The sequence below is a fragment of the Burkholderia sp. 572 genome, assembly GCF_040545135.1.
In the GTDB taxonomy this organism is placed as follows: Bacteria; Pseudomonadota; Gammaproteobacteria; order Burkholderiales; family Burkholderiaceae; genus Burkholderia; species Burkholderia cepacia.
This window is the reverse complement of the sequence record NZ_JBEPLH010000021.1, coordinates 59,595-74,334: the sequence shown is the minus strand read 5'-3', so window position 1 is coordinate 74,334 and position 14,740 is coordinate 59,595. Positions and strand designations below refer to the sequence as shown.

Below are 14,740 nucleotides of genomic sequence, written 5' to 3'. Positions count from 1 at the left end.
GAGGGGCGCGCGAACGGCGCCTGGCGAGCATCGGCGGTGCGCGGCCCGCAGGCCGCGCGGCGGACTTAGCCGATCACGAAAAGCGGCTGGCCGTATTCGACGGCCTGGCCGTTCTCGACGAGGATTTCCTTGATCACGCCGGCCTTGTCCGACTCGATCTCGTTGAGCAGCTTCATCGCTTCGATGATGCAGATCGTCTGGCCTTCCTTGACCGTGTCGCCCACCTGGACGAACGGGTCCGCGCCCGGCGACGGCGCGCGATAGAACGTGCCGACCATCGGCGACGTCACGACGTGGCCCTGCGGGGCAGCCGGTGCGGCAGCGCCGCCAGCGGCCGGCGCGGCAGCGCCTTCGGTCGGCAGCGCGACCGACGGAGCGGGCGCGCTGACTTGCGGGGCATACCCAGCCGTCGGCTGCACGTAGACCGGCGGCGCGTTCTTGACGATGCGCACCTTGCCTTCGCCTTCCGTCACTTCCAGCTCGGAGATGCCGGATTCGGAAACGAGGTCGATCAGAGTTTTCAGCTTACGAAGATCCATCGGGAATTCCCCTTTCAATACGTGAAAGCGCCGGTTAAGGGCCGGCGCTGAATCTAGATCGCGAATTCAGCCGCGCGACGTGCCTTGCAGCTTGTCCAGCGCGTACTCGAGCGCGTACAGATAACCTTTCCAGCCGAGCCCGCAGATCACGCCTTCGGCCTGGTCGGAAAAGTAGGAGTGGTGCCTGAACGCTTCGCGGCGATGCACGTTCGACAGGTGAACCTCGACGAACGGGATGCCAACGCCGGCGATCGCGTCCCGGATCGCGACGCTCGTGTGCGTATACGCGGCCGGATTGATCAGGATGAAATCGGTCTGTTCCTCCCGCGCGGCCTGGATGCGGTCGACCAGCGCGCCTTCATGGTTGCTCTGGAACGACGACAGTTCGGCGCCGGCTTCCCGGGCGCGCGCGGCAAGCGCCTGATCGATCTGTGCGAGCGTGACGCGGCCGTACACCTCCGGTTCCCGGGTGCCGAGAAGGTTCAGGTTGGGGCCGTGCAGCACCAGCAATCGTGTCATGGTCGCTTCTATTTCTGCGGAATTGCGCGAACTTTAGCGCTATTTAGAGAAATTTGTCTAGTTTTGCCGAACGGCCGAGCGCGCGGGACCTGCAAGAATTACCGGCGCGCATGCAAAGTATCGGCGAATTCACGCGAAATTGCGGCGATCAACGGGCAAATCGCCGACAACGTCCGGGCTGCCGTTCGGACAGGTTACAGCGCGTCGAGCGTCTTTTTCAGCTCGGCCGGCTGGATTTGTCCCAATTTTGTCTCGCGAATCTTGCCGGTTTGGTCGATGACGACCGTAAACGGCAACGCGCCGGCGGTATTCCCGAAATTGCGGGCCAGATCGGCGCCCGCATAGCCGCTGACGAAGACGGGATAGTCGACCTTCACCTTCTGCAGAAAGTTCTTCACGTTCTGTTCGGAATCGACGCCGATCCCGATGAAACGGATGCCCTTCTGTTTGTATTGGTGCGACAGCGCGACGAGCTCCGGCATCTCCTCGACGCACGGGCCACACCATGACGCCCAGAAATTGACGACGACCTTCTGGCCCTTGAAGGCGGACAGCGTGGCCGGCTTGCCGTCGACACCCGTCAGGGAGGCCGCCCACAACTGTTCGACCGGGCTGCCCTGTGCGGCGGGCGCGGCGACGGCGACCCCGTCATCGGCGGTGCCGCGGAACCAATGGCCGGCGGCGAGCCCGCCGGCAACGGCGGCGGCCGCGACGACCGCGAGCGCCAACATGCGTTTCATCATCATCGTTGAATCATTCCGGTTCGGAAGGGGCCTTGCCTGCTTCGACGAGCGCGCGCAGCGCGGCGGCATCCGCACGGGCGACCCGGCCGCGCGCGTCGGCCTTGACCGCGCCGCGCAGGTCGTCGCTCGCATAGAGCGCGAGATGGATGCCGATCGCATCCACGTCGCGCCGCGGGCGCCACAGGAAACTGAGCGTCTCGACGTCGGCGCGGCCCGCGAAATGCCGCGTCTCGGACACGTCGTACTGGACGTTCTGGTTCAGCAGGTAGATCGCGACGTCCTTCGGGTTGTCGGTGAATGCCTGCAAATGGATATCCGAATGCGCGTTCGCGGTGCCGTTCAGCACGGCACCCGTCACATAAGGATGGAACTCGGCGAGCCGGCGCATCCAGTCGAGCGCGACTTCGCGCAGGCGGCGCAGTTCGTCCGGCTGCGTGTCGCTCTGGAACAGCGCGAGGTACTCGCGCAGTTCTTCCTCGATCTGGTCGTTATCCGGCAGCCATTCGCCTGCAACGCGCGAGTCGCCCAGCAACTGGCGCGCGGCCTTGCGTTTTGCGCCGGCATAGTCGAGGCCGTCCTCCGCGATCAGGCGGGCGGCGGACTGGGCAATTTCCTCGCGGAGGCGCCGCGGGTCGACAAGAGGTTTGCGAGACATGATCCGGCAATCATACTCGATCGCCGCGGCGCCCGAGCGCGGGTGCGGCGGCCTGCCGCCCGGCGTGCCGGCGCCGCTCGCGCGCATCGTTCGGGCCGCCGGGCACGGCAGGCCGTCAGTTACAATAGTGCTCTTTGTGTCGCGGCAAAAGCCGTTGGCCGGGCGCCGGCCGCGCGGCCCGTCCGGCGCGCCGCACACACATCCTTTCCGAATCGACGGCGCCCGGCGGCGCGAAAGCATTCATCTATGCACATCCACATTCTTGGCATCTGCGGCACCTTCATGGGCGGTCTCGCCGTACTCGCGCGCGAGGCGGGCCACACGGTGACGGGTTGCGACGCGGGCGTCTATCCGCCGATGAGCACGCAGCTCGAGGCGCAGGGCATCACGCTGATCGAGGGCTACGGCGCCGAGCAGATCGACCTGAAACCGGATCTGTTCGTGATCGGCAACGTCGTCACGCGCGGCAATCCGCTGATGGAGGCGATCCTCGATCGCGGCCTGCCTTATGTATCCGGCCCGCAATGGCTCGGCGAGCACGTGCTGGCCGGCAAGTGGGTGCTCGCGGTCGCAGGCACGCACGGCAAGACGACCACGTCGTCGATGCTCGCGTGGCTGCTGGAAGACTCCGGTCTGAACCCGGGCTTCCTGATCGGCGGTGTGCCGCTGAACTTCGGCGTGTCGGCGCGGCTCACCGATTCGAGCTTCTTCGTGATCGAGGCCGACGAATACGATACGGCATTCTTCGACAAGCGCTCGAAGTTCGTCCACTACCGGCCGCGCACCGCGGTGCTGAACAACCTTGAATTCGATCACGCCGACATCTTCCCCGATCTCGCCGCGATCGAGACGCAATTCCACCATCTCGTGCGTACCGTGCCCGGCGTCGGCAGAATCGTCACGAACGGCCGTTCCGACGCGCTCGAGCGCGTGCTGGCGCGCGGCTGCTGGAGCGAGGTCGAGCGGTTCGGCGTCGACGGCGGCTGGCAGGCGCTGCCGGCCGAGGACGGCGTGCCGGTCGACGAGCGTTTCGCGGTGTATTCGCACGCGGAACGCGTCGGCGAAGTCGCATGGCAGGTGCAGGGCGATCACAACCGGATGAACGCGCTCGCGGCGATCGCGGCCGCGCGCCACGTCGGCGTGCCGCCCGCGCAGGCCGCCGCGTCCCTCGCGTCGTTCCGCAACGTGAAGCGCCGCATGGAAGTGCGCGGCAGCGTGGACGGCGTGACCGTCTACGACGACTTCGCGCACCATCCGACCGCGATCGAAACCACGATCGCCGGCCTTCGTGCACGCATCGGCCGCCAGAATTCCCGCATTCTCGCCGTGCTCGAGCCGCGCTCGAACACGATGAAGCTCGGCGTGATGAAGTCGCAATTGCCGGCGAGCCTGGCCGACGCCGATCTCGTGTTCGGTTACGGCGCGCCGGCCGGGCGCGACGCGCTCGGCTGGAATCTGGCCGAGGCGCTGGCGCCGCTCGGCGATCGCGCGCACGCGTTCGACGACCTGCACCTGCTGGTGAAGTCCGTCGTCGCAGCCGCCCGCCCGGGCGACCACGTGCTCGTGATGAGCAACGGCGGCTTCGGCGGCGTCCATCAGAAGCTGCTCGATGCGCTCGGGAGCCGCTCGTGATCCTGTATCTGCACGGCTTCCGGTCGTCGCCGGAATCGCAGAAGTCGCGCCAGCTCGCCGCGCGCATGGCCGAGCTCGGCCGCAGCGGCGAGTGGCGGTGCCCGTCGCTGTCGGTGTCGCCGCTCGAAGCGATCGCGGTCGCGGAAGCCGAGGTGGCCGGCGCGCGCGACGTGACCGTCATCGGCAGCTCGCTCGGCGGCTATTACGCGACCTGGCTGGCCGAAAAACACGGCTGGAAGGCCGTGCTGCTGAATCCGGCCATCGTGCCGCAGCGCGATCTCGAGCAGCACCTGGGCGAACAGCCGCTGTGGCACGGCGGCGGCACGATCGTCGTCGAGCGCCATCACCTGCATGAACTCGACGCGCTGCGCGTGCCGGCAATCACGCGTGCCGAACGCTACTATCTGTTCGCGGCGACCGGTGACGAAGTGCTCGATTACCGCGAGATGCTCGCGCATTACCCGGGCGCGAAGACGCGCGTGATCGAAGGCAGCGATCACGGGATCAGCGAATTTGCCGACTATGTCGACGACGTTCTCGCGTTTTGCGACGGAAAGACGTCTTAATCCGGCCACGTGCCGATCGAATTCCCATCATCATGCGGCGCCGCGGACGCGGCGCCCGGCAGTCTGAACGAGAGTACTGAGTGAACGTTTTCTTCGAGGAATCGGGCAGTTTCAAGGCGGGCAGCGTGCTGTCGCGCCAGGGCGACGCATTTCAGGTCGAGTTGCCCGGCGGGCGGCGGGCCAAGGTGCGCGCGAAAGACGTGCTGATCGAATTCGACAAGCCGGCCGCGGGCGAACTGATGCAGGAAGCCGACACGGCCGCGCAGCAGATCGACCTGGATTTCCTGTGGGAATGCGCGCCGACCGACGAGTTCGCGTATACGGCGCTGGCCGCGGAATATTTCGGCGCGACGTACGGCCCGGTGGAGCGTGCGGCGCTGGTGTTGCGACTGCACGGCTCGCCCGTCTACTTCCGCCGCAAGGGGCGCGGCCAGTACCAGCGCGCGCCGGAAGAGCAGCTCAAGATGGCGCTCGCGTCGCTCGAGCGCAAGCGCCAGCAGGCGCTCGTCCAGGCGCAGTATGAAGAGGAACTGAAGGCCGGCAAGCTGCCGGAAGCGTTCGCGGGCAAGGTGCTCGGGCTGCTGACGCGGCCGGACAAGAACGCGATCGAATACAAGGCGATGGAAGCGGCGGCTGGTGCGCGCGGCGTGTCGCCGGCGCGGCTGATGCTCGACTGCGGCGGCATCGCGTCGCCGCGCGCGCTGCACGAGGCGCGCTTCCTCGCGGAGTTCTTCCCGCACGGCACGGGCTTTCCGGCCGTCACGGTCGGCCCGCTGCCGGACGACCTGCCGCGCGCGGACGTCGAGGCGTTCTCGATCGACGACATCACGACGACCGAAATCGACGACGCATTCTCGGTCGAGCATCTCTCCGACGGCCGCGTGCGCATCGGTGTGCACATCGCGGCGCCGGCGCTCGGCATCGTGCGCGGCGACGCGATCGACGCGATCGCGCGCACGCGCCTGTCGACCGTCTACATGCCGGGCGACAAGATCACGATGCTGCCGGACGACGTCGTCGACGTGTTCACGCTGAAAGAGGGCGACTACCGCCCGGCACTGTCGCTGTACATCATCGTCAACCGCGAAACGCAGGAGATCGTCGCGAACGAGACGCGCGCCGAGCTCGTGTTCGTGAAGAACAACCTGCGGCACAACAACCTCGACGAGCTCGTCAACGAAGAGACGCTCGCGGCCGGCACCGGCGACTATCCGCACAAGGACGACATCGCCGTGCTGTGGCCGCTCGCGCAGGCGCTGTTCGAGAAGCGCCAGGTCGCGCGCGCGGGTTACGGCCTGAAGCGCGAGGTGCAGCGCAACACCGACTACAACTTCTACGTCGAAGGCGAGCACGTGACGATCACGCCGCGCCGCCGCGGCTCGCCGCTCGACCTGATCGTGTCGGAGCTCGCGATCCTCGCGAACTCGACCTGGGGCGCGTTCCTGCACGATCACACGGTGCCGGGCATCTACCGCTCGCAGCGCGGCTTCGGCGCACCGGGCCCGAAGCGCACGCGGATGCAGACGACGGCCGCGCCGCACGAAGGTCTCGGCGTCGCGCAGTACGCCTGGAGCACGTCGCCGCTGCGCCGCTACGTCGACCTCGTGAACCAGTGGCAGCTGCTCGCGTGCGTGCAGCACGGCGTCACCGCGAAGCTCGCCGCACCGTTCAAGCCGAAGGACGCCGACCTGTACGCGGTCGTGCAGGGCTTCGACGACACGTATACGGCCTACGCCGACTACCAGCGCCGGATGGAGTACTTCTGGTGCCTGCGCTGGCTCGCGCAGGAGCAGAAGAAGCAGGTCGTCGCGAGCGTGGTGAAGGGCGATCTCGTACGCCTCGAGGAAATTCCGCTGCTGCTGCACGTGCCGGGGCTCGGCGTGCATGCGCGCGGCACGCGCGTGCTGCTCGACGTGATGTCGCTCGACGAGCTGACGATCGAGGCATCGGTGCGGTTGCTGAACGTGCTCGATGCGCCGACCGTGACGAGCGGCGACGCGGCCGACGAAGAGGATGACGCCGAAGGCGGCGACGACACGCTGATCGACGCCGAAGACGCGACGGCCGAAACCGAGGCGGAAGCGCTGGCGGAGGCGGACGGCGCGGCAGCCGGCGAAGGTGGTGAAGGCGGCGAAGCCACGGGCGGCAACGCCGAAGAAGAGGGGCGCGCATCATGACCGCAGCTGCGTCGACGAGCGGCGCCGACCGCTATGTCGTGTTCGGCAACCCGGTGGCGCACAGCAAGTCGCCGTTCATCCACGCGCAGTTCGCCGCGCAGACGGGCGAGCCGGTCGAATACACGCACCGGCTCGCGCCGGTCGACGGGTTCGACGCGGCCGTGCGGGCATTCGTCGCCGAAGGCGGTCGCGGCGCGAACGTGACGGTGCCGTTCAAGCTCGAGGCGCATGCGCTTGCCGACACGCTGTCGCCGCGCGCGGCGGCGGCGGGCGCGGTGAATACGCTGCGCATCGACGCCGACGGCCGTATCCATGGCGACAACACCGACGGCGTCGGCCTCGTGCGCGACATCGAAGCGAATCTCGGCGTGTCGCTGGCGGGCGCGCGCATCCTGCTGCTCGGCGCGGGCGGCGCGGCGCGCGGTGTCGTGCTGCCGCTGCTCGACCGCGCGCCGCTGTCGATCACGATCGTGAACCGCACCGCGAGCAAGGCCGAGGCGCTCGTCGGCCAGTTCATGCAGGCCGCCCACGATGCGGGCTGCACGCTCGCGGGCGGCGGCCCGGACGTCGTGCGCGCGGAGCCATATGACGTCGTGATCAACGCGACGGCCGGCAGCCTCGATGCCGCGCTGCCGGAGTGCGACGCGGCCGCGTTCGGCGCGGGCACGCTCGCGTACGACATGATGTACGGCGCGCAGCCGACGGTGTTCATGCAGCATGCGGCGTCGCTCGGCGCGCGCACCGCCGACGGGCTCGGGATGCTCGTCGAGCAGGCGGCCGAATCGTTCTTCATCTGGCGCGGCGTGCGTCCGGACGGCGCACCGGTGCTGGCCGCGCTGCGCCAGGCGCTCGCGGCGAGCTGAACGGGGCGCGGCACGTGGTGGCGGTGAGCGGCACGCAGCACACGCGGACGGTGAGCCCGACGCGCTGGATCGTCTATGCGGGATCGGTGTTCGCGGGTGCGTGGCTCGCGACGCAACTGTTCTATCTCGTACAGATCGCGCTGTGGTCGTTCGTGAACCCGGGCTCGACCGCGTTCATGCGCACCGACGCGTGGTGGCTGTCGCGCGACAAGCCGCCCGCGCAGATCCAGCACCAGTGGGTGCCTTACGACCAGATCTCGCGCAACCTGAAGCGCGCGCTGATCGCGTCGGAAGACTCGACCTTCGCGACCAACAACGGCTACGACGTCGACGCGATCCTGCAGGCGTGGGAGAAGAACAAGGCGCGCGGCCGGATCGTCGCGGGCGGCTCGACGATCACGCAGCAGCTCGCGCGCAACCTGTTCCTGTCGCGCGAGAAGAGCTACATCCGCAAGGGGCAGGAGCTCATCATCACGTGGATGCTCGAAACGGTGCTCGACAAGGAGCGGATCTTCGAGATCTACCTGAATTCCGTCGAGTGGGGACGCGGCGTGTACGGTGCCGAGGCGGCCGCACGCTATTACTACCGGATTCCCGCGAGCCGGCTCGGCGCGTGGCAGTCGGCGCGCCTCGCGGTGATGCTGCCGAAGCCGCGCTGGTTCGACGCGCACCGCGGCTCGGCCTACCAGGCGCAGCGCGCGGCAGTCATCGCCCGCCGGATGGGCGCGGCCGAACTACCGCAATCGGAGTGAACGGCGCGAGTGCGCCGTCACATTGACCGTTTCGACGCCCGTGCGCTGCACTCGGGTCGCGCGCGGGCCGTTTGTGCGCTGCAGCGCATGCGCGTCACGCGCATTTCGGGTCACATCCATTAGACGAATCCGTCTATTTCGCTTTGCTGAGCAATGCTCGCGATCACGCGCGTTTGTTGGCTGATATGGCACGAAATCCTGGAATTTTTAGTATTCCCGGGTAAACGCGAAAGTCCGTGAAAGGCACGTGAAATGCAACGTTTCGCGAACCGAAGCATTCCTGAAAGGTGTGCGCCGCACCGGCCGCCGGCCAAATATTTCAAAATTTTTCAAAGCTGACGGGCTCGCGTATATTGGCCAGCGCCTCGGCTTATCGGCCGCGATCGAGGCGGGGGGCGGCTTATCCGGCTGCTCGATACAAAAAACATCCGAGAGAAGGAAAGCAACGATGCCAGCGAGCAAAGCGAAGCTGTTGTTGGGAGTGGTGTTTTCTTCGCTGATTCTGACGGCCTGCAACGACGACGTGACATCGTCCGCTGCTGCCAGCGCCGACAACTCAGCCGATCCCGCCGGTCAGGTGGACAGGGCGTACAACGATCCGAACAGTTATTCGTCGAGCGCGAACGCGTCGCTCGACGCCTCCGCCGCGGTTGAAAAGGCCGCCGTCACGCATCACCAGATCACGCTGAACGGCAAGACGATCCGCTACACGGCCACGGCCGGCCACCTCGTCGCGCGCAATCCGCAGACGGGCGCGCCCGAAGCCTCGTTCTTCTATGTCGCCTATACGGCCGACAACCAGCCCGCGGCGAAGCGGCCCGTCACCTTCCTGTACAACGGCGGTCCCGGCTCGGCATCGGTGTGGCTGCACCTCGGCTCGTTCGGCCCGCGCCGGATCCAGACGGGCGACCCGAACGCGAACACGTCGACGTTCCCGTTCGTCGACAACCAGGAAAGCCTGCTCGACACGACCGACCTCGTGTTCGTCGATGCGATCGGCACCGGCTTCTCCGAAGCGATCGCGCCGAACACGAACCAGACGTTCTGGGGCGTTGACCAGGATGGCGGCGCGTTTCGCGATTTCGTCACGCGCTACCTCGCCGTGAACCAGCGCAGTGCATCGCCGAAATACCTGTTCGGCGAATCGTACGGCACGCCGCGCACCGACGTGCTCGCGAACCTGCTCGAGACCGCGGGCGTGAAGCTCGACGGCATCGTGCTGCAGTCGTCGATCCTGAACTACAACACGAACTGCGACATGGCGAGCGACTACATCGGCAACTCGAACAACGGGTCGAGCCCGGTGAGTTGCGCGGGTTTCGTGCCGTCGTATGGCACCGTCGGTGCGTACTACCAGCTCGACAACCCGAACCCGTCGAACCTGCCGCAGTATGCGGACCAGATGCGCCTGCTGACGGCCGGCAGCTACGCACCCGCCGTGAACGCGTACCTGGCGAGCCATACGCCGCCGCCGCCGGCCCTCGTCACGACGATGGTGAATTCGACCGGCGTGAAGCAGTCGCTGTGGAATGCGGACTTCAACGTGATCCCGACCTTCTTCGACAACAGCTTCCAGCTGTCGCTGATCCCGGGCACGCTGATCGGCCGCTACGACGCGCGCGTGAACGTGCCGGTGTCGAGCCCGCTTGCCGCGGACGGCGATCCGTCGAGCTCGTTCATCACGAAGCCGTTCACCGACACGATCGGCAAGTACCTGCCGAACGAGCTGAAGTACACCGCGCAGTCGGCGTATTCGTTGAGCAGCAACGCGATCAACACGTGGGACTGGACGCACGACGGGCTCGCGATGCCCGACACGATCCCCGACCTCGCCGCGGCGCTGACGCTGAATCCGCAACTGAAGGTGCTGTCGCTGAACGGGTATCACGACATCGCGACGCCGTTCTACCAGACCGAGCTCGACCTCGCGCGGCTCGGGACGCAACCGAACCTGACGATCAGGGACTATCAGGGCGGACACATGGTCTATCTCGACGATACGTCGCGTCCGCAGGAGAAAGCCGACCTCGTGACCTTCTACAACGCGGCCGCGCACTGATGCTGCGCCGGCCGGCGACAGGCGCCCGCGGTGGCGCCGCGCCGGCCGTCGACGACCTCATTCCAGACTGGAGCCTGATATGAAGAATCGTTTCATCGTCGTTGCCGCGGCGCTCGCATGTGTCGGCGCCGCAGCATCCGTATCCGCGTTCGCGCAGGCGAGCGACGCCGCCGCGCCGGCGCGCGCGCGCCAGGCGCAGCTCGGCGATCCGTACGTGCCGCCGGCCGCGCGCAAGCCGACCGCCGGCACGCAGACGACGGGCGCCGCGCTGCATGCGCAGGTGGTGCGCAAGCTCGCGCGGCAGTTCAGCGCGGCCGACTCGCAGAACACGGGTTCGATCACCGAATCGCAGGCGCGCGCGGCCGGCCTCGGTTATGTCGCGAACCACTTCCGGCAGATCGACTCGAGCGGCAACGGCCGCGTGTCGTTCGCGGACGTACAGCGCTACATGCAGGCACGCAGCACGAGCCAGCAGTAAGCGCGGCGCGCGGTGAACCAACGGGGGCGGAACCTGCGACACGGCGGGTTCCGCCCCCGTGCACATGGCGCGGCCGTTACGGCCTGCCTGCCGCGGATTTCCGCCAAATTCTCATTATCTGGGCAACGCATTCAAATATTGGAGGCGAGTGCGTGCGCTCCTACAATCCGAAGCACATCGACAGCTTCGGACCCACGCATCGCGCGGCGCCCGACGCACACGGAGACACCTTCCATGAAGTTCGCCGGGCGCTTTATTCGGTGCATCGACCGCCGCCTCGCCGCGATGCCGGACGCAGTTCCGGCGTCGCGCGAACGGCTTCACCGGTTCCGTTGAAGAAGCCCGCCCCATGACCAAGATGCCCGACTCCCTTGCCCTCGACGCCCGGCGCGCGACGCCGGACGATGCGTCGCTGACCGACAGCATCGGCGCGACCAGCACGCCGCTCGATCTCGCTGCCCAGCAGGCCGGTACGCAGACGCTGCTGCGCGGTCTGGCGATCCTCGAGGCGATCGCGAACGGCGCGCGCGACATGCGCGCGATCGGCGCCGCGCTCGGCACGACGCGCAGCACGACGCATCGCCTCGTCAGCAGCCTCGTGCAGGCGCGCTACCTGCGGCAGGTGCAGGGCGGCTACCTGCTCGGCCCGAAGCTGATCGAGCTCGGCACGATCGCGCTCGAGCAGATGCCGCTCACCGCGGTCGCGCGCCCGCACCTCGAAGCGCTCGCGGAAGCGACGCTCGACACGATCCATCTCGGCGTGCGCGACGGCGACGACGTGCTGTACATCGACAAGATTCCCGGTACGCGCGGCCTCGAGATGCGCTCGCGCGTCGGCCACCGGATGCCGCTCGCGTCGACCGGCATCGGCAAGGCGATGATGCTCGACCTCGATCCCGACCTGTGGCGCTCGCTGTTCGAGGCCGCACGGCGCGCGCTGGCCGGCGTCAATTTCAAGCCCGACAACCGGCCCGAGACGAGCGCGTTCCTGCAGCGCATGGCCCATTACGCAGCGGGCGGCTATACGTTCGACCTCGAGGAGAACGAGGCGTCGATCCGCTGCGTGGCGGCACCGATCCGTGACGCATCGGGCGCGGTCGTCGCGGCGGTGTCGGTGGCGAGCACGATTCCGTACATGCCGCACGACCGGATGGACGAACTGATTCCGCTCGTGCAGCGCGAAGCGCGAGCCATTTCCGCGGAACTGGGCTGGAGCCCGCCGCAGGGTACCCGCAGGATCAAACGATGACGACTTCGACCCGGCCCGTTCCGGATGCCACCTCCGCCACCCCGTCGCTGATCGCGCTCGACTGGGGCACGACCTCGCTGCGCGCGTATCTGTACGACGCGCACGGCGCGCTCATCGACACGCGCAGCCGTCCGGCGGGCGTCATGCATGTGCCGGGCGGCGGCGCGCGCGCGTTCGACGCGGTGTTCGAGGAAGCCTGCGGCGACTGGCTCGACCGCTCGCCCGGCCTGCCGGTGCTCGCCGCCGGGATGGTCGGCAGCGCACAGGGCTGGCGCGAGGCGCCGTATGTCGCGGTGCCGGCCGGCGCCGACGCGCTCGTCGCGGGCCTCATCACGGTGACGACCTCGCGCGGGGCGACGATCTCGATCGTGCCGGGCGTGATCGCCACGGGCGAATTGCCCGACGTGATGCGAGGCGAAGAAACGCAGATAGTCGGCGCACTCGCGAGCGATCCCACGCTTGGCGCCGATCGTTCAGGGGTACTGATCGGCCTGCCGGGCACGCATGCGAAATGGGCGTGGGTGACGGACGGGCTGATCGAGCGGTTCCAGACCTTCATGACCGGCGAGCTGTTCGCGGTGCTGCGCGACCACACGATCCTCGGCCGCACGATGCGCGCCGGTGCGTCGCCCGATCGCGCGGCGTTCGTGCGCGGCGTATCGGTCGCGCGCGGCGCGCGGCACACGGGTCTGCTCGCGACGATTTTCAGCACGCGCACGCTCGGCCTGACCGACCGGCTCGCGCCCGATGCGCAGGGCGACTACCTGTCCGGCCTGCTGATCGGCCATGAGCTCAACGCGCTCGACGCGATGCTCGCGGAGCGCGGCATCGCGCTCGCGGACCAGCCGCTGCTGCTGATCGGCAACGACGGCCTGTGCGCGCGCTACGCCGATGCGCTCCAGGAATTCGGCCACCCGCCCGCGCGAGTCGTCGCGCATGCGACCGAGCGCGGCCTGTGGCGGATCGCGTCACGCGCCGGGCTCGTGCGCGCGGACGGCGAGCCTGTCTGCGCCGACCAATGAACCGATTGCAGAGGAACCCCTGATGCCGTCCGACCTTACGCTCCCCGCGCCGTACACGCCTCACGCCGCGCTGATGCGCGCGTTCGACGCGTGTCCGCTGATCGCGATCCTGCGCGGGATCACGCCCGCGGAAGCGGCCGACCACGGCCGTGCGCTGTACGAAGCCGGCTTCCGGATCGTCGAGGTGCCGCTCAATTCGCCGGAGCCGTTCGGCAGCATCGCGGCGCTGCGGCGCGCGCTGCCCGACGACGCGATCGTCGGCGCGGGCACGGTGCTGCGCGCGGAGTATGTCGATCGCGTGCAGGATGCGGGCGGCTCGCTGATCGTGATGCCGCACAGCGACGCGGCCGTGATCCGCCGCGCACGCGAGCGCGGCCTCGCGAGCGCGCCGGGTGTCGCGACGCCGACGGAAGCGTTCGCGGCGCTCGCGAACGGCGCGGACGTGCTGAAGATGTTCCCGGCCGAGCAGCTGGGCGTGGTCGTCGTGAAGGCGTGGCGCGCGGTGATCGACCGCGCGGTGCCGCTGATCCCGGTCGGCGGGATTGCACCCGACAACATGCAGCCGTTCCTCGCGGCCGGCGCGAACGGCTTCGGGCTCGGTTCGGCGCTGTACCGGCCCGGCCAGCCGGCCGACGAGACTGCCGCGAACGCGCGTGCGTTCCAGGCCGGCCTGCGCGCGGCGCGCGGCGGAGCCGCATGATGGGCCGCCTCGCGGACAAGGTCGCGATGGTGACGGGCGCGGGCCGAGGCATCGGCGCCGCGATCGCCCGCGCGTTCGTTCGCGAGGGCGCGGCCGTCGCGCTCGTCGATCTCGACCTCCCGCAGGCGCAGCGCACGGCCGCCGGGATTGCACACGACATCGCCGGCGCGCGCGTGCTGGCGCTGCAGGCGGATGTCGCGCGCCAGGATGCGGTGCGCGATGCCGTGGCGCGGACCGAGGCGGCGTTCGGTCCGCTCGACGTGCTCGTGAACAACGCGGGCATCAACGTGTTCGCCGATCCGCTGACGATGACCGACGACGACTGGCGCCGCTGCTTCGCGGTCGACCTCGACGGCGTGTGGCACGGCTGCCGCGCGGCGCTGGAAGGGATGGTCGAACGCGGTCGCGGCAGCATCGTGAACATCGCGTCGACGCATGCATTCAGGATCATCCCGGGCTGCTTTCCGTACCCGGTCGCGAAGCACGGCGTACTCGGTCTCACGCGTGCGCTCGGCATCGAATACGCGGCGCGCAACGTCCGCGTGAACGCGATCGCGCCGGGCTACATCGAGACGCAGCTCACGCGCGACTGGTGGGACGCGCAGCCCGACCCGGCCGCCGCGCGCGCCGACACGCTCGCGCTGCAGCCGATGAAGCGGATCGGCCGGCCCGAGGAGGTCGCGATGACGGCCGTGTTCCTGGCGTCCGACGAGGCGCCGTTCATCAATGCCGCATGCATCACCGTCGACGGCGGGCGTGCGGCGCTGTACCACGACTGACACGATT

General features: G+C 68.3%; 15 protein-coding genes. 11 read left to right on the top strand and 4 right to left on the bottom strand.

All coding sequences use genetic code 11. From position 1 onward, the window contains the following. Nucleotides 1-65 precede the first annotated feature (65 nt). The 4 genes from accB to ABIC51_RS31460 all read right to left on the bottom strand — a co-directional run bounded on the left by accB (nt 66) and on the right by ABIC51_RS31460 (nt 2,456). Nucleotides 66-539 (bottom strand): acetyl-CoA carboxylase biotin carboxyl carrier protein, encoded by a 474-nt coding sequence (accB, locus tag ABIC51_RS31475; RefSeq protein ID WP_021161889.1) that lies wholly within the window; start codon nt 537-539, stop codon nt 66-68. A 66-nt stretch (nt 540-605) separates the two neighbouring features. Beyond that, the gene (gene aroQ, locus ABIC51_RS31470) at nt 606-1,058 is read right to left on the bottom strand and encodes a type II 3-dehydroquinate dehydratase (RefSeq protein WP_011350880.1); all 453 of its coding nucleotides are present in this window, start codon (nt 1,056-1,058) and stop codon (nt 606-608) included. A 194-nt stretch (nt 1,059-1,252) separates the two neighbouring features. Beyond that, entirely contained in the window at nt 1,253-1,804 is a 552-nt protein-coding gene (locus tag ABIC51_RS31465; protein WP_021161888.1) for a TlpA family protein disulfide reductase, read from the bottom strand. Between the two features lie 7 nt (nt 1,805-1,811). Then, nucleotides 1,812-2,456: a hypothetical protein gene (locus ABIC51_RS31460; protein ID WP_027788425.1), complete on the bottom strand. Its 645-nt coding sequence runs from the start codon at nt 2,454-2,456 to the stop codon at nt 1,812-1,814. Between the two features lie 42 nt (nt 2,457-2,498). Between ABIC51_RS31460 and mpl the strand changes: the two genes are divergently transcribed. From mpl to ABIC51_RS31405, 11 genes are all read left to right on the top strand, one after another. Next, entirely contained in the window at nt 2,499-4,088 is a 1,590-nt protein-coding gene (mpl, locus tag ABIC51_RS31455; protein WP_224052407.1) for a UDP-N-acetylmuramate:L-alanyl-gamma-D-glutamyl-meso-diaminopimelate ligase, read from the top strand. Continuing rightward, entirely contained in the window at nt 4,085-4,654 is a 570-nt protein-coding gene (locus tag ABIC51_RS31450; RefSeq protein ID WP_021161885.1) for a YqiA/YcfP family alpha/beta fold hydrolase, read from the top strand. The genes mpl and ABIC51_RS31450 overlap by 4 nt, the downstream gene beginning before the upstream one ends. A gap of 80 nt (nt 4,655-4,734) precedes the next feature. Further along, the gene (locus ABIC51_RS31445) at nt 4,735-6,831 is read left to right on the top strand and encodes a ribonuclease catalytic domain-containing protein (protein ID WP_027788423.1); all 2,097 of its coding nucleotides are present in this window, start codon (nt 4,735-4,737) and stop codon (nt 6,829-6,831) included. Further along, a complete protein-coding gene (gene aroE, locus ABIC51_RS31440; protein WP_027788422.1) occupies nt 6,828-7,694 on the top strand; it encodes a shikimate dehydrogenase in 867 nt (288 codons plus the stop codon). The genes ABIC51_RS31445 and aroE overlap by 4 nt, the downstream gene beginning before the upstream one ends. Before the next feature lie 14 nt (nt 7,695-7,708). Then, nucleotides 7,709-8,446 (top strand): monofunctional biosynthetic peptidoglycan transglycosylase, encoded by a 738-nt coding sequence (gene mtgA, locus ABIC51_RS31435; protein ID WP_042976647.1) that lies wholly within the window; start codon nt 7,709-7,711, stop codon nt 8,444-8,446. A gap of 448 nt (nt 8,447-8,894) precedes the next feature. Next, on the top strand, nt 8,895-10,505 hold the full coding sequence (locus tag ABIC51_RS31430; RefSeq protein ID WP_027788420.1) for a S10 family peptidase: 1,611 nt from the start codon (nt 8,895-8,897) through the stop codon (nt 10,503-10,505). A gap of 79 nt (nt 10,506-10,584) precedes the next feature. Continuing rightward, nucleotides 10,585-10,983 carry an EF-hand domain-containing protein gene (locus tag ABIC51_RS31425; protein ID WP_027788419.1) on the top strand — a complete coding sequence of 133 codons (399 nt, stop codon included), beginning with the start codon at nt 10,585-10,587 and terminating at the stop codon, nt 10,981-10,983. A 349-nt stretch (nt 10,984-11,332) separates the two neighbouring features. Then, complete coding sequence (locus tag ABIC51_RS31420; protein WP_021161879.1) at nt 11,333-12,232, top strand: IclR family transcriptional regulator; 900 nt, start codon at nt 11,333-11,335, stop codon at nt 12,230-12,232. After that, nucleotides 12,229-13,254: a 2-dehydro-3-deoxygalactonokinase gene (locus ABIC51_RS31415; protein ID WP_027788418.1), complete on the top strand. Its 1,026-nt coding sequence runs from the start codon at nt 12,229-12,231 to the stop codon at nt 13,252-13,254. The genes ABIC51_RS31420 and ABIC51_RS31415 overlap by 4 nt, the downstream gene beginning before the upstream one ends. A gap of 22 nt (nt 13,255-13,276) precedes the next feature. After that, nucleotides 13,277-13,954 carry a 2-dehydro-3-deoxy-6-phosphogalactonate aldolase gene (locus ABIC51_RS31410; RefSeq protein ID WP_060372815.1) on the top strand — a complete coding sequence of 226 codons (678 nt, stop codon included), beginning with the start codon at nt 13,277-13,279 and terminating at the stop codon, nt 13,952-13,954. Then, complete coding sequence (locus ABIC51_RS31405) at nt 13,954-14,733, top strand: SDR family oxidoreductase (protein ID WP_042976654.1); 780 nt, start codon at nt 13,954-13,956, stop codon at nt 14,731-14,733. The genes ABIC51_RS31410 and ABIC51_RS31405 overlap by 1 nt, the downstream gene beginning before the upstream one ends. Nucleotides 14,734-14,740 lie beyond the last annotated feature (7 nt).